This is a genomic window from Mameliella sp. AT18, from assembly GCF_028807275.1.
Lineage (GTDB): Bacteria > Pseudomonadota > Alphaproteobacteria > Rhodobacterales > Rhodobacteraceae > Antarctobacter > Antarctobacter albus.
Map to the genome: position 1 here is coordinate 1 of NZ_JARAMO010000032.1, position 17,535 is coordinate 17,535.

The window sequence follows — 17,535 nt, forward strand, 5'->3', positions numbered from 1 at the left end:
ATCGAAAGCCATGTCCTGCAGGCCTTTGTCACGGAGGGGCTGAAACCCTGTATCGACCATGTCGTGACCTTCGGCATGGGACATTTCTATATCAGCCAGTCCGACAAGGGCGGGCTGGTTTTTGGCGGCGACCTGGATTTCTACGCGTCTTACGCGGCGCGGGGCAATCTGCCGATGCAGGAACACGTGATGGAGGCGGCGATGACACTGATGCCGATGATCGGCAAGGCGCGGGTTCTGCGATCCTGGGGCGGGATCATGGACATGTCGCCAGACGGCTCGCCCATCATCGACAGGACCGGGATCGATGGCCTCTACCTGAATTGCGGCTGGTGTTACGGCGGGTTCAAGGCGGTGCCGGGCTCGGGATTTTCCTTTGCGCATCTGATCGCGCAGGATCGGCACCACGACCCGGCAGCGCGGTTCCGGCTGGACCGGTTCAGCACCGGGCGCGGGATCATGGACGAAGAAGGGACGGGCGCGCAGCACAACCTGCACTAGGCGCGGATCGAAAGGGCGGATGATGGGTATTTTGGCCAAGAAGAAGCTGCAAGGGATCGCGCTGGCGGGGATGGTCGCCCTTGCGGCGGCGCCGGTGACGGCCGAGGACATCCGCCCGGGCTGCTACACGCGGTTCTATACCGACGCGCATTTGCGGGACCAGCCGGCACAGGTCGTGCGGGCAGTGCGGCTTTGGGTTGGGCCCTGGATGACCGAGGTCGCGCGCGAGGCGCGGATCGAGGTGGTGCCCGCCAACCAGGGCCATGCGCGGGGGGCGCCCTGGGTTGGCGCGCGGTTGCAGCAGTTCCTGATCTGCGGCACCGAGAGTGGCGCGCCGCTCTGCCAGGTCGAATGCGACGGTGGCCGGATGGAAGTCACGAAGCAGGATGCACAGGGCATGGTGCTCCGGACGCGGTACATGGTGGTCGGCAATACCGGTGAATGCGGGGGCGTGATGGACATGGCCGAGGTCCCCGGCCAATGGGTCAGCTACCGGCTCTACCGCGCAGACGCCTCTGATTGTTCGGGGATGTGACGCCATGCGATTGACCTGTCCCATATGCGGCGACCGTGACCGGCGCGAGTTCTACTACCAGGGCGATGCCGCGATGCTGGCGCGGCCCGATCCCACCGCGCCTGTGCAGGACTGGGCCGACTGGCTGCACCTGCGCGACAACCCGGCAGGGCGCACGCGCGAGCTTTGGTATCACGAGGTCGGGTGCACATCGTGGCTCGTGGTGGAGCGTGACACGGTCACGCATGAGGTGTTTTCGGTCGATCTGGTGGAGCGTGTCGATGCGGATTGACGGCAAAGGCCGGGTGGATCGCAACCGCCCGGTGAATTTCACCTTTGACGGCAAGGCTTTCGGCGGGTTTGCCGGGGATACGCTGGCCTCGGCGTTGATGGGGGCGGACGTGCGCCTGGTGGGGCGCAGCTTCAAGTACCACCGCCCGCGCGGGGTGCTGACTGCCGGGTCCGAGGAACCCAACGCGCTGGTCACGGTGCGCAGCGGCGCAGCGGCCGATCCGAACACCCGTGCCACCGTGCAGGAGCTTTACGAGGGGCTGGAGGCGGTCAGCCAGAACCGCTGGCCCTCGCTCGATTTCGACGTGCTGGGAGTCAACGACCTGGCTGCGCCCTTCTTTGGGGCCGGGTTCTATTACAAGACTTTCATGTGGCCCAAGAGCTTCTGGGAAAAGCTTTACGAACCGATGATCCGGCGGGCCGCCGGGCTGGGGGCGTTGTCGGGCAAACCCAATGCTGACCGTTATGAAAAGGCCTATGCCTTCTGCGACGTGCTGGTGATCGGTGGCGGGCCTGCGGGTCTGATGGCGGCGCTGACGGCGGCGCGGGCCGGGGCGGAGGTGATCCTAGCCTCCGAGGATTGCTGTTTCGGCGGGAGGTTGCAGGCCGAGGACGAGACTGTCGATGGCGATCCGGGCGCGACATGGGCCACCGCCCTGGCCGGAGAACTGGCGACGATGGAAAACGTCCGCCTGATGCCGCGCACCACCGTGACCGGCGCCTACGATGGCGGCACTTTTGGGGCGCTGGAACGGGTCGCGCAGCACCTGGCCGGTCCGGGCGATGCACCCATCGAGTGTTTCTGGCGGATCGCGGCAAGGCGCGCGGTACTGTGCTCCGGCGCGCTGGAGCGGCACATCGCCTTTCGCGATAACGACCGGCCCGGCGTGATGATGGCGGGGGCGTTGCGCGCTTATCTGAACCGCTGGGGCGTGGCGCCGGGGCGCCGCGTGGCGGTCTTTGGCAACAACGATGACGCGCATCGGACGGCGCGGGACATGCATCTGGCAGGGCTGGAGGTCGTGGCTCTGGTCGACAGTCGCCACGACGCGGAAAACATGGCGGGGGACGTGCCGTTCTACCCGGGCTGGCAGGTTGCGCGGGCGCATGGCGCCAAGGGGCTAGAGGCCGTGGACCTGATCGGGCCGCAGGGCGCGTTCAAGCGGGTGCAGGCCGATGCGCTGGGCGTTTCGGGCGGCTGGAACCCTGCCGTGAGCCTGACCTGCCATCTGAACGGGCGACCCGTCTGGGACGACCGCATCGCGGGTTTTGTCCCGCGCGAGGGCGCGGTGCCAGGGATGACCGTGGCCGGGGCCGCGCGCGGCACCTTTTCTACCTTGGCCTGCCTGCGCGAAGGCGCCGAGGCAGGGCGGGAGGCGGCGCAGGCGCTGGGATTCAGCGGCGAACTGCCGGTGATCCCGGCGGCGGAGGATGCCGAATACCATGTGCGCCGTCTCTGGGCGGTGCCGGGCAAGGGCCGCGCCTGGCTGGATTTTCAGAACGACGTGACCGTGAAGGACGTCAAGCAGGCTGCGCGCGAGAACTATCGCAGCGTTGAGCACATGAAGCGTTACACGACGCAGGGCATGGCCACCGACCAGGGCAAGAGCTCGAACGTGCAGGCTTTGGCGATCCTTGCGGACGCCACGGGCCGCGACATTCCCGAGACGGGGACGACAACCTTTCGCCCGCCCTATGTGCCGGTTTCCATTGCCGCGATGGGGGCCGGGTCGCAGGGCAAGGGGTTCGCCCCGCAGCGGTTCACCACCTCGCACGAGGCCAGCGTGGCGCGCGGCGCACCGATGGTGGAGGCGGGGCTTTGGTATCGTCCCTCCTATTTCCCGCAACCGGGCGAAAAGACATGGCGCGAAGCCTGCGACCGCGAGGTGAAGATGGTGCGTGAGAGCGTGGGCATCTGCGATGTCTCGACCCTGGGCAAGATCGACCTGCAGGGGCGCGACGTGGGTGCATTCCTCGATTTTGTCTATACCAACACCTTCTCGACGCTGAAGCCGGGGCGCGTGCGTTACGGGCTGATGCTGCGTGAGGACGGGCATGTGATGGACGACGGCACCACCGCTCGGCTCACGGAAAACCAGTGGGTCATGACCACGACCACCGCCGCCGCGGGCGAGGTGATGAAACATCTTGACTGGGTGCGGCAGGCCTACTGTGGCGCGATGGATGTTCGGTTCATCTCGGTCACCGAGCAATGGGCCCAGTTTGCCGTGGCCGGACCAAAGTCGCGCGAGTTGCTGAACGGGCTCTTGGACCATCCGATCGATGACGGCAGCTTTCCTTTCATGCAATGCGGTCCGGTCAGTATCGGTGGCCTGGCGGCGCGGCTGTTCCGGATCAGCTTTTCCGGCGAACATGCCTATGAGATCGCAGTGCCCGCGCGTTACGGCGCCAGCCTTTTCGAGGTACTGCTGGGCCGGGCCGAAACTCTGGGCGGCGGGCCCTACGGGATGGAGGCCCTGAACGTGTTGCGGATCGAGAAGGGCCACATCACCCATGCCGAGATCCACGGACGCACGACCGCCTTTGACATCGGCTTTGCGCGCATGGTCTCGGCCAGGAAGGACTGTATCGGCAAGGCGCTGGCCGCGCGCCCGGGCATGGTCGAGGATGACCGCGAACAGTTGGTGGGCCTGAGGCCGGTGACCACGGGGCGCGAGCTGACTGCCGGGGCGCATCTTTTCGACAAGGGGGCCGATGCGGTGCGGGTCAACGATTTGGGCTATATCACCTCGGTCGGGTTCTCGCCGTCCTTGGGCACTTTCCTGGGGCTGGGATTTCTCAGGAACGGACGCGCGCGGCATGGCGAGGAGATCAGGATGGTGGATCATGTCCGAGGCATCGAAGAGACCTGTATCGTGACCGATCCGGTGGCCTTTGACGAGGATGGAGGGCGGTTGCGTGGTTGATCTGACGGCTCTGACGCCCTGCAGTGGGCTGTTGCCGCTGCGCAAGGGCAGTGTGACGCTGAGCGAACTGGACCCGGGGCGGATCACTTCTCTGATGCCGTTCGGGGGGCAGGGGGCGGCGCTCTCTGCGGCGTTGGAGCGCGCACATGGGCTTGGGTTTCCTGCGCCGGGCAGGGTGACCCAGACCGAGGGCGCGACCTGTCTCTGGACGGCAAGAGACCAGGCGTTCCTGATGGGGCCCGACCCGGATCCAGCGCTGGCAGACCATGCCGCCATGACGGACCAATCCGATGCCTGGGCGGTTGTCCTGCTGGCCGGTGAGGATACCGAAGACGTGCTGGCCCGCCTTGTCCCCATCGACCTGCGCCCCGCCGCTTTTCCCGAAGGTTCCGCGGCGCGGACGCTCTGCCAGCACATGACGGTCTCGATCAGCCGCCGGGCCGAGGGCCTGCAGATCATGTGCTTCCGATCGATGGCACGGACGCTTGCGCATGAAATTGCCGATGTCATGGCCTCGGTTGCCGGGCGGCGGGCCGCGGGCTAGAACCCAGTTCAGTCTGGCAGAAAGGATACCGCCATGCGCGCATTGGTCATGATCGCTGTTCTCGGGTTCGGAGCGTCCACCGCCGTGGCGCAGGACGCCGACAAATGCGTCCAGACAGAGACCTGGTTCAACACGGCAGTACAGGCCCGCCTGGACGGAGACAGCAAGTCAAAGGTGCGCCGCACCATGACCCGGGAAATGGGCAAGGATGCTGCCGGGCAGCTGGTGGATTTCATCTTTCTGCTGCCAGAGGCGCAGCTGACCCCCGACGTGGGCAAGGCCGCGCGTGCCCAATGTGAGGCACTCTGATCGCCGGTTGAGAGCCCTTGCTTCCGGGCATCGCTGAACGATATTGAGAGGCATGAGCCTCCCCCCCGGATTCCTTGACGAGTTGCGCAACCGCACCAGCCTTTCGCAGGTGGTGGGCCGCAAGGTGTTGTGGGACAATCGGAAATCGAACCAGGGCAAGGGCGACCTCTGGGCGCCTTGTCCCTTTCATCATGAGAAAACCGCGTCTTTTCATGTGGATGACCGCAAGGGCTATTACTATTGCTTTGGCTGTCACGCCAAGGGAGACGCGATTTCCTTTGTTCGCGAGACAGAGAATGTCAGCTTCATTGAGGCGATCGAGATCCTGGCCCAGGAGGCCGGGATGGAAGTGCCCAAGCAGGATCCGCGTGCTCAGGAAAAGGCGGACCGCCGGACCCTGCTGAGCGAGGTCATGGAGCAGGCGGTGGGGTTCTTCCGTCTGCAGCTCAAGACCGGGGCAGGGGCCGAAGCGCGCGCCTACCTGGCGCGGCGGGGCCTGGACGAGGCGGCGCTTGAACGCTGGGAAATCGGCTTTGCCCCGCCCGGATGGGAGAACCTGCGCCAGGCGCTGACGGGACGGGGTGTCGAGGTCGACCTGCTGCTGGGGGCCGGACTGGTCCGTGCCTCTGACAAGGGGCGCGCGCCCTATGACGTCTTTCGCAACCGCATCATGTTCCCGATCCGCGACGGGCGGGGGCGGGCCATCGCCTTTGGCGGGCGGGCGATGGATCCGAACGACAACGCGAAATACCTCAACTCGCCGGAAACCGAGCTGTTCGACAAGTCGCGCAACCTGTTCAACCTCAAGCCAGCCCGCGAGGCAGCGGGCCGGGGGCAGCGGCTGATCGTGGCCGAGGGCTATATGGACGTGATCGCGCTGAGCGAGGCGGGGTTCACAGCTTCTGTCGCTCCGCTGGGCACCGCCGTGACCGAACCGCAGCTTCAGCAGATGTGGCGGGTCTCCAACGAGCCGGTGATCGCGCTGGACGGGGACAAGGCGGGCCTGAACGCGGCCTATCGGGTCATCGACCTGGCCCTGCCGCTGCTGGAGGCGGGCAAGGGACTGCGCTTTGCCATCATGCCCGAGGGCAAGGACCCCGACGATCTGTTGCGTGCCGAGGGGCCAGAGGCCTTGGCCAAGGTGCTGGAAGGGGCTTTGCCGATGGTGCAACTGCTCTGGCGGCAGGAAACCGACGGGCTGGTGCTGGACAGTCCCGAGCGCCGTGCCGCGCTGGACAAGGCACTGCGGAGCCGGATCGGCAAGATCCAGGACCCCACGTTGCGCCATCACTACGGCGAGGCGCTCAAGGAATTGCGCTACCACGCCTTCCGCCCGGCACGACCGCCCCGGCCAGACCGTCCGTTTCGGGGTGGGGGGCGTTTCCAACAGCAGGCTCCCGCCGTGCCGACCCCGGGTGCCAAGGCATCGCTGCTGGCCTCTGGCGGAGAAGAGGGCGAGCGGCGGTTGCGCCAGGAGGTGATCCTGGCGGCAATCCTGTCTGCGCCCGAGATTGCCGAGGATTTCGAGGGCCAGCTGGAGGACATGGCCTGTGCCGACGGCGAACTGGCCGCCCTGCGCGACGCGATCTTGCGTGGTCTGGGTGACAGCGACGGAATGCTGGACGTGGTCGAGGCCGCGCTTGGCCCCGAAGCCCTTGAAAACCTGCGGTCCGGACGCCATGTGGCCGTGGTGCCCTGTATCCGGGCACCCGGAAACGCCGAGCTTGCCCGGCTGACGGTTGCAGAGGAACTGGCCAAGCTGGCCGCGCAGGACGGCTGGAAGCTGGAATTGAAGGAAGCCCAGGAAGACCTCGAGGCGCGGGCCGACGAGGCGCTGACCTGGCGCCTGGCAGAGGCCGCGCGCGTGCGCGCACAGGCCGGACGCCGTCGCGACGAGGATGACGCCGAATATGACATTGGCCCCAACGGGGCCCCGATCGACCGCGAGGAACGCAGTGCGTTTGATTCGCTCCTGTCACAGATTCGCTTCGACAAAAGCCGCAAATAAGCAGCGAATTGGTGACGAACTGGTAAAGAAATATGGTTAGACGGGTGTGCGAATCACCGAATCGCGCTAATGAGTCGGTTTATCGAATCGCCCCCCGTTCCCGAGCCCCTCATCAGGAGAGCCGCATGGCAGCCAAGGACAACGAAGACGTAAAGTCCGAAGATCAGGAAGAGGAAATCAGCCTCGACATGAGCCAGGCGGCGGTCAAGAAGATGATCGCCGAAGCGCGCGAGCGCGGTTACATCACCTACGATCAACTCAACCAGGTTCTGCCGCCCGATCAGGTCTCGTCCGACCAGATCGAGGATGTGATGTCGATGCTCTCTGAAATGGGCATCCAGGTCACCGAGGAAGAAGAACAGGAAGAGGACGACAACAAGGGGTCGACCGAACTGGTCGAGACCAAGAAGGCCGGCGAGGTTGCGCTGTCTTCGGGCGGGCAGGAAAAGCTCGACCGGACGGACGACCCCGTGCGCATGTACCTGCGCGAGATGGGCAGCGTCGAACTGCTGAGCCGCGAGGGCGAAATCGCCATTGCCAAGCGCATTGAGGCGGGCCGGAACACGATGATCCTGGGCCTCTGCGAGAGCCCTCTGACCTTTCAGGCGATCACGATCTGGCGCGACGAACTTCTGTCCGAGGACATTCTGCTGCGCGACGTGATCGACCTTGAAACCACCTTCTCGGGCCAGATGGGCGAGGATGGAGAGGTCGAAGAACCGGTGGTCGATACCGGGAACGTCGAAAATTCGGCCAAGCCCAAGAGCGATGAGCCGGAGTACGACGCCGACGGCAACCCCATCGCCAAGGAAGACGACGACGACGACGACGAGCAGGCGAACATGTCGCTTGCAGCGATGGAAACCGCGCTCAAGCCGCGCGTGCTGGAAACGCTCGACCGTATCGCCCGCGACTACGAGGAACTGGCCGAGATGCAGGACAGCCGGATCTCGGCGACCCTGAACGAGGACGGCTCTTTCTCAGCCGACGACGAGGCGCGCTATCAAAAGCTGCGTTCGGAGATTGTCGAGCTGGTGAACGGTCTTCACCTGCACAACAACCGGATCGAGGCGCTGATCGACCAGCTGTACGGGATCAACAAGCGCATCATGTCGATCGACAGCGCGATGGTGAAGCTGGCCGACCAGGCCCGCATCAACCGTCGCGAATTCGTCGAGGAATACCGTGGCCACGAGCTGGACCCCAACTGGATGGAGCGCATGTCGCAGAAATCCGGACGCGGCTGGCAGATGTTCATCGACCGGTCCTCGGACAAGGTCGAGGAACTGCGCGCGGACATGGCACAGGTCGGCCAGTACGTCGGTCTGGACATCAGCGAATTCCGCCGCATCGTGAACCAGGTGCAAAAGGGCGAAAAGGAAGCGCGGCAGGCCAAGAAAGAGATGGTCGAGGCCAACCTGCGGCTCGTGATTTCCATCGCCAAGAAATACACCAACCGCGGGCTGCAATTCCTTGATCTCATTCAGGAAGGCAACATCGGCCTGATGAAGGCCGTGGACAAGTTCGAGTACCGCCGCGGTTACAAGTTCTCGACCTACGCGACCTGGTGGATCCGTCAGGCGATCACCCGGTCCATCGCCGACCAGGCCCGCACGATCCGTATTCCGGTCCACATGATCGAGACGATCAACAAGCTGGTCCGCACCGGCCGCCAGATGCTGCATGAGATCGGCCGCGAGCCGACACCGGAAGAGCTGGCCGAAAAGCTGCAGATGCCGCTGGAAAAGGTCCGCAAGGTGATGAAGATCGCCAAGGAACCGATCTCTCTCGAAACGCCGATCGGCGACGAGGAAGACAGCCAGCTGGGCGATTTCATCGAGGACAAGAACGCGATTCTGCCGCTGGATTCCGCCATTCAGGAAAACCTGAAGGAAACTACGACCCGCGTGCTGTCCTCGCTGACGCCGCGAGAGGAACGGGTGCTGCGTATGCGCTTTGGCATCGGCATGAACACCGATCACACGCTGGAGGAAGTGGGCCAGCAATTCAGCGTGACGCGGGAACGGATCCGCCAGATCGAGGCGAAGGCGCTGCGCAAGCTCAAACACCCGTCGCGCTCGCGCAAGCTGCGCAGCTTCCTGGACCAGTAGGCGTATGTCGCTGCTGAAAAGACTGTTTGGCGGCAATGGCGGCGGGGCGGAAACGCCCGCCGCTCAGACTGTGGAGTACGAAGGCTTTCGGATCACGCCGCAACCGGCGGCGGAAGGTGGCCAATTTCGCATTGGTGCCCTGATCGAAGGCGAGGTGAACGGTGAACCCCGGACGCACCAGTTGATCCGTGCGGACATGATCCGCGATCGGGATGAGGCCGAAGAGGCCTCTGTCCGGAAAGCGAAACAGATGATTGACCAAATGGGCATTCGACTGTTCGACTGAAGTCAAACCGGGACGGTATGAACCTCGACGCAATGACTGGGGCAGTGGGCTCTGTTCAGGGTCTTCTCGGCCCGTTTTTACTTTTGAACCTGCTTGCGTTCTGCCTCTTCGGATTGGACAAGACGCGCGCACGACGCGGTCGCTGGCGCGTGTCAGAGAGAACCCTGCTGACGTTCGCAGCTGTTGGAGGCTCCATCGGTGCCAAGATCGGCCAGCGGGTATTCCGTCACAAGACGAACAAGCAACCTTTCGCCTTCGTGCTGAACGCGATCTGCATGCTGCACATGGCTTTGGCGGTGCTTTTGGCGATGCCGTCCAGTCGAAGCTGGCTGCAGGCCGCGTTGACGGGTTAATCGGGCCGGCGCCAAGGTCGGCTTCCGGCCCGCTCTCTTCAGGTCGTCAGATGCGCGTTGAAGAAGGCTATGGTGCGCTCCCAGGCCAATTCCGCAGCTGCCTCGTCGTAGCGCGGGGTCGAGTCATTGTGAAAACCGTGGTTCACGCCGGGGTAGATATGGGCGGTATAGGTCTTGCCGTGTTCCTGTAGCGCGGCCTCGTAGGCGGGCCAGCCTTCGTTGATGCGCTCGTCCAGTTCGGCATAGTGCAGCAAGAGCGGCGCCTGGATCCGCGGGACGTCCTCGACAGCCGCCTGCCGACCGTAGAACGGGACGGAGGCGCCCAGCTCCGGGTAGGCCACAGCCAGCGCATTGCAGACGCCGCCACCGTAGCAAAACCCGACGCAGCCGACCTTGCCCGTGGTGTCATCGTGACTGGCCATGAATTCATAGGCAGCGAAAAAGTCGTTCATCAATTTCTCGCGGTCCACCGTGCGCTGCAGCTCGCGCCCGTCGGCGTCATTGCCCGGATAGCCGCCGACGCTGGACAGTCCGTCCGGCGCGAGGGCGATGAATCCGGCCTTGGCCACCCGGCGCGCAACATCTTCGATATAAGGGTTCAACCCGCGGTTCTCATGTACGACGACCACCGCTGGCAGCGGGCCGGTGGCATTGGCCGGTTTTACCAGGTAGCCGCGCACCGACCCGTGCCCGTTTGGCGACGGGTACTCGATGTATTCCGGGGTGATGTCGGGGTCGTTGAAACTGACCTGCTCGGCCAGGGCATAGTTCGGTGATAGCATGTTCAGCAGCGCGGCCGCGGTCAGCCCGCCAACGGCGAATTTCCCGGCGCGGTCCAGAAACTCGCGCTTGGTGATGCGCCCGTGGGCGTAAAAATCATAGAGGTCCAGCAATTCCTGGTCGAAATCCGCGGCCGTCATCCGGCGCGGCAGTGTCTGGTCGTTCATGGCAAGGCTCCCTGTGATCCGGGCCGGGCCGTTGCGGTTCCGGCGGCCGGATGTCACTAAGATAGGCGGGTCATTACGCCGGGGAAGGTCATGCCGCAGACAAGCTTCATCATCCGGACAGGGGGTGCCGGACTGTATGAATTCACCGAAGAGGTGACGCAATGGGCCGCCGCTGTCGGGGCGCAAGAGGGGCTGTGCACCCTGTTCCTGCGCCATACCTCGGCAAGCCTGCTGATCCAGGAAAACGCCGATCCGGATGTGCGGCGCGATCTGGATGCCTATTTCGCCCGATTGGTGCCACGCGCAGACACACCCGAAATGGACTACCTGACCCACCGCTGCGAGGGGCCGGACGATATGCCCGCCCATATCAAGGCCGCGCTCTTGCCGGTCAGCTTGTCCATCCCCGTGGTGCAGGGGCGGCTGGGGCTGGGTACCTGGCAGGGCATCTACCTTTTCGAACACCGGGACGCCCCGCACCGGCGCGAGGTTCTGGCCCACATCGGCGGGTGAGGTTTTCCGCCATTGTTCCGGGGGGTCGCGCTGGTAGACTGCGGTTCAAACCTGATAGGTTTTCCAGACCGTAACCGGGATTGAACTCATGCAACGCAAGACGAAAGGTCGGGCGCTTTTCGCCGTTGGCCTCCTGCTCGTCGCAGGCGGGGCCGGGGCGGTGATTGGTGTGCCTGAATACCTGGCCCGCAGCGCGGCGGCCAAGGCCTCGACCTGCCTCGAGGTTGAAAGCCGTGACCGCCTGTGCCGGTTCATCGGCGGACCGCTTCAGATGGCCGGAGAGCCGGTCTTCATCGAGAATTTTCACCACGCTTTCCTGCCGACACGGGCACAGATCGACTTCATCGACGCCAGTGGCGACACCTGGACGGCGCCGCCGCAGACATTGACCGACGGTGCCACCATCCCGGTGATCTTCGCGCCGTTGATCGGTGATCGGCAAAGCCGCGAGTACCTGATGGCGGCGGCCCTGCACGACGCCTATTGCGGTGTCGGCAACGAGGAGCTGTCCACCTATCGCCAGCGCGGCTGGCGCGAGGTTCATCGCATGTTCTACGAGGCGCTGCTGGTCAACGGGACGCCCCCCAAGAAGGCCAAGATCATGTATGCCGCCGTCTTCCTGGGCGGCCCGCGCTGGAATGAGCCGGACGTTTCCTTGGCGCATATCCCGGACGAGGTGCTGTTGCAGGAAATGGAATGGTGCCTGGAATGGATCGAGCTGGCCGATCCCACGCCCGAGGAAATCGAGCAATGGATGGAAGAGCGGGGCCAGTTGCTGCTATCGGGGGAGGCGCAGACCATACCCGCCTACCTGCGCGAGGCGTCCGACCCAAGGAAGTTCTGAACGTGAGCAAAGACACAGCGGACCGCTGGATCGCGGACCATGCCGGGGATCTCTCGGCCTGGTGCGCACGGATTTTCGACTATGGCGAACCGGCCTGGCGCGAATATCGCTCGGCCGAATGGTACGTCGCCCGGCTGCGCGAAGAGGGGTTCGAGGTCGAAGAAGGCTCGGCCGGGATGCCCACCGCCTTTTGCGCGCGCTGGTCGCAGGGCGATGGCCCGATGATCGGCATGTATGCCGAATACGACGCGGTGCCGGCCAATTGCCAGGCCCCAGTGCCCTGGGAGGCCCCGCGCGAGGGCCTGGGCCCCTTGGCCGCTGGCCATACCGATCCGCATTCGGCCCTTGGCATGGGGGCGCTGGCGGGTGTCCTGGCCACCAAGGCGGCGATGCAGGCACATGGCATCCCGGGCGGATTGCAGATCACGGGCGAGCCGGCGGAAAAGGTGCGCGGCTCGAAACCGCTACATGCGGCGGCGGGATACTATGACGGGCTGGCGGCGATGCTGTCCTGGCATCCGTTCTACATGCTGCCGCTGTGCAACACCGTCCGTTGGGACACCCATTGCGGTGCGGCCTATGCCTTTGTCTACCGCTTTCGTTGCGAGGCGCCGCAGACCTGGATGCAGGGCGGTGACGGGGCGCCGCCGATCCCGCAAAGTCATTCCGACGTGCGCGCGCCGGGCGCAAACGACGCGCTGGTCATGATGTATCAGATGGGCCGCTCCCTGCGGGAGTCGATGCTGCCGCATCGGGGCGGCTGGTCCGTGTCTGAGGCGATCCTGTCGACGGGGCAGGCGACGGCGGACAACCTCCCCGCACGGCAGGCCGACCTGCAGTACCTGATGCGTGTGCCCGACCTGCAGATGGCCGACCAGATCACCGCCCAGTTGGACCGGCTGGCCGAGCATGTGGCGCAGGTGACCGGCTGCACCGTGGAAAAGATCTGGGTCAGCAAGTCTCGCCCCGGTCTGCCCAGCCATGCCCTGGCCGAGCTCGCCTGGGAGGCTCTGCAGGACGTCGGGGCACCGGACTACAGCACAGAGGCGCTGGACCTGGCGCGTCAGGTCCAGACCGCCTGCGGGGCAGAGGCCACGGACGATCCGCTGATCCCCGAATGCACCCGTCTCATCGCACCTCAAGAGGCAGAGGCGATCCTGCGCCGGGATCTGCCGCCCGCCCAGCTGAACAGCACTTCGGACGATTACACCGACATGTGCTGGCACGCGCCCACGGCTCGGATCTACATCGGCCGCCCGGCGCTGCGCGGCGGCCCCTATCCGCCCTGGGCAATGAATGCGCTTGGCGGCATCCCTCAACTGATCGACCCGAGCGTGCAGACCGCTGGCCGCGTACTGTCGCGCACGGCGCTGCGCCTGCTGACGGACGAAACCGCGCGCGCAACCTGCTGGACAGAGTTCGAGGAGCGCCGAGCAGCGAACCCGATCCCGCCGCTGGCCGACTACCCGGCACCGGTCGATCTGCCCTGGCCTGAATATGTTACCACGGCGCGCGGGCGGCACTGGCATATCCCGGGCTGAGCGCAGGCTTTATCTAGCGGCGTCAAATCCCCTCTACCCAAATTATGGCGGCTGACCTATAGTGGCTGTGGATAAGTGGGGGCAAACCCCATGACCAGAGGCAGGAACACCAAGAAAAACGAGGGGATGGGCCCATGCGCTGCCCGTTTTGCGGAAATATCGACACCCAGGTGAAGGACTCACGCCCGGCAGAGGATCACGTTTCGATCCGGCGGCGCAGGTTTTGCCCCGCCTGCGGCGGTCGTTTCACCACCTACGAGCGGGTCCAGTTGCGGGATCTCGTTGTCATCAAGACGAACGGACGGCGCGAGGATTTCGACCGGGACAAGCTGGAACGCTCGATCCGGATTGCGCTGCAGAAACGCCCGATAGACCCCGAGCGCATCGACCAGATGATTTCCGGCATCGTGCGGCGGCTGGAAAGCATGGGTGAAACCGACATCCCGTCGAAGATGATCGGCGAAATCGTCATGGAGACGCTCGCCCGGATCGACACCGTCGCCTATGTGCGTTTTGCCAGCGTCTACAAGAATTTCCAGGCCGCGGACGATTTTGACAAGTTCGTCAGCGAGCTGCGTCCAGAAACCCAGGCCGAGAAGTGATATCCGACGATCGGCGCCACATGGCCCATGCGCTGGCGCTGGGCCGTCGCGGCATGGGGCAATGCTCGCCGAATCCGGCAGTGGGCTGCGTCATAGTCCGCGAGGGCCGGGTCGTCGGGCGTGGCTGGACCGCGCCGGGCGGCAGACCCCATGCGGAAACCGAGGCACTGGCGATGGCCGGCGCGGCGGCACAGGGCGCTACCGCCTATGTCACCCTGGAACCCTGTGCGCATCATGGCGCGACGCCGCCCTGTTGCGAAGCGCTTGCCAAGGCGGGGATCGCCCGTGTGGTGGCACCCATCGCCGACAGCGACCCAAGGGTGGACGGACAGGGCTTTGGCTACCTGCGCCAGCATGGCGTCGAGGTCACGACCGGCGTTGGCGCTGAACAGGCCCTCTCGGACCACGCGGGCTTTTTCCTGCGGATCGCCCAGGGACGTCCCTGGGTGACCTTGAAACTGGCCATGACGGTGGACGGGCGCATCGCCACGGCGACCGGCGAAAGCCAGTGGATCACGGGCCCTGAGGCCCGCCGCGCGGTTCACGCCCTGCGCGCCAGCCATGACGCGGTGATGGTCGGCGCGGGCACCGCGCGGGCCGATGATCCCCAGCTGACGGTGCGCGGCTTTGGCGACAGGCGCCAACCGGTGCGCGTCGTCGTCTCGCGGCTGATCGACGTGCCCTTGATGAGCCAGCTTGCGCAAAGTGCCCGTGACGTGCCGCTCTGGCTCTGCCACGGACCCGAGGCGCGCAGTGAATTGAAGACCGCCTGGGAGGGGGTCGGCGCCCGTCTGCTGCCTTGCCAGATCTCTGGTGGGCGTATCGATCCGCTGGCCATGTTGCGCGCGCTGGGGTCAGAGGGGCTGACGCGGGTCTTCTGCGAGGGCGGCGGACAGCTTGCCGCGTCGCTCTTGCTGCATGACCTGGTGGACGAGCTGCAGGTCTTCACCGCGGGCATGGCGCTGGGGGCCGAGGGCTATCCGGGCATCGGTGCCCTGGGGGTGGCGCGCCTGGACGAGGCGCCGCGTTTCGACCTTGTGGATGTTGTGGGTGCTGGGGCGGATATCCGACACGTCTGGCGCCGGCGTCAGAGCGCGTAATCCAAAGTGTTAACAGAAGGTTAATTGCGGCTGCACCTTGTTGACCAAGGGTCATCCGCATGTGGATAAGTCTGAAAATAACTTTTTATCAGGCGAATATGTCACTTAACTGTAACAAAGCCTTAACGCCGCCAGAGATCCGCGTGGCTGGCCAGCGCGCCCTGCAGTTTCGCCAGCATTCGGTTCGCCGGACCCGAAGAGGGAATCCTGCCGGTTTTCAGGCGATTGACGGTGCATTCTATGGAGCAGGGTAAACCTGTCAGCGGATCGAAATAGCGGGGATAATCGACCAGCGTCGCATGAACCAGCGCCTCGAGCGTGGGGCGTGGACCATGCAGCCGGCGCGCCGGCACCGGGCCGATGTCCCGCGTCAGACCCCACCCCGCGTAGAAAGGCGCGCCCAGTGTCACCACCTGGCATCCGCGCAAGAGCGCCTCGAACCCGGTGAGCGAGGTCATGGTCCAGACCTCATCGACCTCGCGCAGGAGTGCCCCGATATCACATCGGTCCAGGACCACGTCGGCCCAGCGGTCCGGATTGTCGACGACGCCGGTTCGCAAACCGGCCTCAACGTCCGGATGGGGTTTCCACAGGATCACCGCATCAGGATTTTCCAGGCGTGCGCGCGCCAGAAGATCGGCGTTGCGGCGGACGTCCGGGCTGCCCGATAGAATGGAGGCGTCGTCCTCGACCTGTCCCGGCACCAGAATGCGGCGGCCTGCGGGTAGATCGGGCAGGGAACCGGACAGGTTGTATTTGGACAAGTTATCCGTGACGAGAGTTTGGATCAGCCTGTGGATACGTCGTGTCTGGTCGGGTCGCAGTCCAGTGGCACGTTTTTGAACCCAGCCTTCGAGGTCCGAAGCACGGGTCGGATCGTAGTAGATTCCCCTGGAATCCAGCACCAGGGACAGCGGTGGGACCAGATCGGCCCCCAAACCGCGCGATCTGAGAAAGCCATCTTCGACTCGTACGGTTTCTCCGCTCGCCTTGCCGGCCCAACACATCTGGGCACGTCCCTCCCGGTTGGCGATATCCCCTGCTCTGCACACATCATCTTCGAAGCGTATCCGCTTTTGGCGCCCAAAGAATTTCTGCAAATGTCGCCTTTTCCACAGGCGCATGCCGGAGGCGACCCAGCCGGCCCTGTCCTCGCGCCATGCGCGGGCCTGTGCCTCGAGCGCGCCAAGGGTATCCTCGATTTCGCACAGCTGATCGCTATGCGGATCGTACCAGTGGGGGTAGAGGATCAGTGCCCCGGCACACAGCTGCGCGCGTGTCAGCCGGGCAGTACGGCGCGGGATGACCTCTTCATCCTGTGTCAGTCCCCAGCCCGCGTAGAAGGGCAGGCCGAACACGCGCGGACGATGCCCTGCCAGGATCGCTTCGAACCCCATCTGGGACGAGACGGTATAGACCGAGGTGGCCCCCTCCAGCAGGGACCAGGGCGAGGCGGGGCCATCATAAAGCGTAACCTCTCCGCCCGCGTCCTCTGGCGTGTAGTGCCCGGGGCGGTAGCCCGCGCCGGTTTCCGGATGAGTCTTCAGCACGATGCGCGCGCCGGGGTTTTCCTCTCTCGCGACGAAAAGCATCTCGAGAAACCGTGCGCGATCCGCCCCGCTGGCCCGGACTGAGGCGTCGCCGCGCGTCTGGTCGATCACCAGCACATAGCCCGGCTCGGGCGGGTCGACGTCCAGCCGGGTGGCGGAATACTTGCTGAGATGAGCCTCTTGCATGCGCGCCATGACGCCCCGCGCCCGGTCCAGAAGCGCGGTATCGTCCAGGGGATGCGTATTCAGCAGGGTTTCAAGGTCGGATGGCCTGCGCCCGTCGAAATGCACGCCGCGATGGTCGATCAAGAGGCCCAGCGGCGGCTCTCCGGCGCGACCGGGGTGCAGTGAGCGCAAGAAGCCATCCTCGATCCTGACCAGGCCGGCCCCAGTCCGTTTGGCCACGGTCTCGCCTCGATGCGCGTAGGGCGATTGGCCCCAGACGCCCACAAGGTCCTCGGGGCCGGGTCGACCAAGGGTCACGCGATAGCCAGCCAGCCCGAGGATGCGGCGCAACCGGCTCTGCCAGAGAAACCCGCCATTGTAGACGTGCAAACGCCGGGGGCTGGGGCCCCCGGCGCTCACCGTTTCAAT

General features: G+C 65.0%; 17 protein-coding genes. 15 read left to right on the top strand and 2 right to left on the bottom strand.

All coding sequences use genetic code 11. The features are described from left to right. From PVW46_RS03925 to PVW46_RS03970, 10 genes are all read left to right on the top strand, one after another. Nucleotides 1–501: FAD-dependent oxidoreductase (locus PVW46_RS03925; protein ID WP_274574774.1), on the top strand; the 501-nt coding region annotated here is incomplete at its 5' end. 19 nt (nucleotides 502–520) lie between these two features. Further along, entirely contained in the window at nucleotides 521–1,036 is a 516-nt protein-coding gene (locus tag PVW46_RS03930; RefSeq protein WP_069208124.1) for a hypothetical protein, read from the top strand. A gap of 4 nt (nucleotides 1,037–1,040) precedes the next feature. Then, nucleotides 1,041–1,307 (top strand): sarcosine oxidase subunit delta, encoded by a 267-nt coding sequence (locus tag PVW46_RS03935; RefSeq protein WP_069208125.1) that lies wholly within the window; start codon nucleotides 1,041–1,043, stop codon nucleotides 1,305–1,307. Next, nucleotides 1,297–4,233: a sarcosine oxidase subunit alpha family protein gene (locus tag PVW46_RS03940; protein WP_069208126.1), complete on the top strand. Its 2,937-nt coding sequence runs from the start codon at nucleotides 1,297–1,299 to the stop codon at nucleotides 4,231–4,233. The genes PVW46_RS03935 and PVW46_RS03940 overlap by 11 nt, the downstream gene beginning before the upstream one ends. After that, nucleotides 4,226–4,777, top strand: a complete 552-nt coding sequence (locus PVW46_RS03945) for a sarcosine oxidase subunit gamma (RefSeq protein WP_069208127.1) — start codon at nucleotides 4,226–4,228, stop codon at nucleotides 4,775–4,777. The genes PVW46_RS03940 and PVW46_RS03945 overlap by 8 nt, the downstream gene beginning before the upstream one ends. A 33-nt stretch (nucleotides 4,778–4,810) precedes the next feature. Further along, on the top strand, nucleotides 4,811–5,086 hold the full coding sequence (locus PVW46_RS03950) for a hypothetical protein (protein ID WP_069208128.1): 276 nt from the start codon (nucleotides 4,811–4,813) through the stop codon (nucleotides 5,084–5,086). Between the two features lie 52 nt (nucleotides 5,087–5,138). After that, entirely contained in the window at nucleotides 5,139–7,094 is a 1,956-nt protein-coding gene (gene dnaG / locus PVW46_RS03955; protein WP_069208129.1) for a DNA primase, read from the top strand. A gap of 125 nt (nucleotides 7,095–7,219) precedes the next feature. Further along, on the top strand, nucleotides 7,220–9,205 hold the full coding sequence (gene rpoD / locus PVW46_RS03960) for an RNA polymerase sigma factor RpoD (RefSeq protein ID WP_043144601.1): 1,986 nt from the start codon (nucleotides 7,220–7,222) through the stop codon (nucleotides 9,203–9,205). A 4-nt stretch (nucleotides 9,206–9,209) separates the two neighbouring features. Beyond that, on the top strand, nucleotides 9,210–9,491 hold the full coding sequence (locus PVW46_RS03965) for an HlyU family transcriptional regulator (RefSeq protein ID WP_069208130.1): 282 nt from the start codon (nucleotides 9,210–9,212) through the stop codon (nucleotides 9,489–9,491). 17 nt (nucleotides 9,492–9,508) lie between these two features. Further along, entirely contained in the window at nucleotides 9,509–9,844 is a 336-nt protein-coding gene (locus tag PVW46_RS03970) for a DUF1294 domain-containing protein (protein WP_274574779.1), read from the top strand. A gap of 38 nt (nucleotides 9,845–9,882) precedes the next feature. Here the strand turns inward: PVW46_RS03970 and yghX are convergent, their stop codons facing one another. After that, a complete protein-coding gene (yghX, locus tag PVW46_RS03975) occupies nucleotides 9,883–10,791 on the bottom strand; it encodes a YghX family hydrolase (protein WP_069208131.1) in 909 nt (302 codons plus the stop codon). Between the two features lie 90 nt (nucleotides 10,792–10,881). Here yghX and PVW46_RS03980 point away from each other — a divergent pair, with 90 nt between their 5' ends. The 5 genes from PVW46_RS03980 to ribD all read left to right on the top strand — a co-directional run bounded on the left by PVW46_RS03980 (nucleotide 10,882) and on the right by ribD (nucleotide 15,391). Next, nucleotides 10,882–11,304, top strand: coding sequence for a secondary thiamine-phosphate synthase enzyme YjbQ (locus tag PVW46_RS03980; protein ID WP_069208132.1), 423 nt, complete (start codon nucleotides 10,882–10,884; stop codon nucleotides 11,302–11,304). Nucleotides 11,305–11,392: 88 nt separating this feature from the next. Then, nucleotides 11,393–12,148, top strand: coding sequence for a DUF1353 domain-containing protein (locus tag PVW46_RS03985; protein ID WP_052244675.1), 756 nt, complete (start codon nucleotides 11,393–11,395; stop codon nucleotides 12,146–12,148). A gap of 2 nt (nucleotides 12,149–12,150) precedes the next feature. Then, nucleotides 12,151–13,689 (top strand): zinc-binding metallopeptidase family protein, encoded by a 1,539-nt coding sequence (locus PVW46_RS03990; protein WP_274574783.1) that lies wholly within the window; start codon nucleotides 12,151–12,153, stop codon nucleotides 13,687–13,689. 134 nt (nucleotides 13,690–13,823) lie between these two features. After that, nucleotides 13,824–14,291, top strand: a complete 468-nt coding sequence (gene nrdR / locus PVW46_RS03995) for a transcriptional regulator NrdR (RefSeq protein WP_043144595.1) — start codon at nucleotides 13,824–13,826, stop codon at nucleotides 14,289–14,291. Then, the gene (gene ribD, locus PVW46_RS04000; RefSeq protein ID WP_139132226.1) at nucleotides 14,291–15,391 is read left to right on the top strand and encodes a bifunctional diaminohydroxyphosphoribosylaminopyrimidine deaminase/5-amino-6-(5-phosphoribosylamino)uracil reductase RibD; all 1,101 of its coding nucleotides are present in this window, start codon (nucleotides 14,291–14,293) and stop codon (nucleotides 15,389–15,391) included. Before nrdR ends, ribD begins: the two co-directional genes overlap by 1 nt. Nucleotides 15,392–15,513: 122 nt before the next feature. Here the strand turns inward: ribD and PVW46_RS04005 are convergent, their stop codons facing one another. Beyond that, nucleotides 15,514–17,526 carry a capsule polysaccharide biogenesis protein gene (locus tag PVW46_RS04005; RefSeq protein ID WP_274574785.1) on the bottom strand — a complete coding sequence of 671 codons (2,013 nt, stop codon included), beginning with the start codon at nucleotides 17,524–17,526 and terminating at the stop codon, nucleotides 15,514–15,516. Nucleotides 17,527–17,535: the final 9 nt, after the last annotated feature.

Bases quoted from the DNA above. Each gene is read 5' to 3' on its own strand.
- PVW46_RS03930 (WP_069208124.1), top strand. From the start codon at position 521: ATGATGGGTATTTTGGCCAAGAAGAAGCTGCAAGGGATCGCGCTGGCG.
- PVW46_RS03935 (WP_069208125.1), top strand. From the start codon at position 1,041: ATGCGATTGACCTGTCCCATATGCGGCGACCGTGACCGGCGCGAGTTC.
- PVW46_RS03940 (WP_069208126.1), top strand. From the start codon at position 1,297: ATGCGGATTGACGGCAAAGGCCGGGTGGATCGCAACCGCCCGGTGAAT.
- PVW46_RS03950 (WP_069208128.1), top strand. From the start codon at position 4,811: ATGCGCGCATTGGTCATGATCGCTGTTCTCGGGTTCGGAGCGTCCACC.
- dnaG (WP_069208129.1), top strand. From the start codon at position 5,139: ATGAGCCTCCCCCCCGGATTCCTTGACGAGTTGCGCAACCGCACCAGC.
- rpoD (WP_043144601.1), top strand. From the start codon at position 7,220: ATGGCAGCCAAGGACAACGAAGACGTAAAGTCCGAAGATCAGGAAGAG.
- PVW46_RS03965 (WP_069208130.1), top strand. From the start codon at position 9,210: ATGTCGCTGCTGAAAAGACTGTTTGGCGGCAATGGCGGCGGGGCGGAA.
- PVW46_RS03970 (WP_274574779.1), top strand. From the start codon at position 9,509: ATGAACCTCGACGCAATGACTGGGGCAGTGGGCTCTGTTCAGGGTCTT.
- yghX (WP_069208131.1), bottom strand. From the start codon at position 10,791: ATGAACGACCAGACACTGCCGCGCCGGATGACGGCCGCGGATTTCGAC.
- PVW46_RS03980 (WP_069208132.1), top strand. From the start codon at position 10,882: ATGCCGCAGACAAGCTTCATCATCCGGACAGGGGGTGCCGGACTGTAT.
- PVW46_RS03985 (WP_052244675.1), top strand. From the start codon at position 11,393: ATGCAACGCAAGACGAAAGGTCGGGCGCTTTTCGCCGTTGGCCTCCTG.
- nrdR (WP_043144595.1), top strand. From the start codon at position 13,824: ATGCGCTGCCCGTTTTGCGGAAATATCGACACCCAGGTGAAGGACTCA.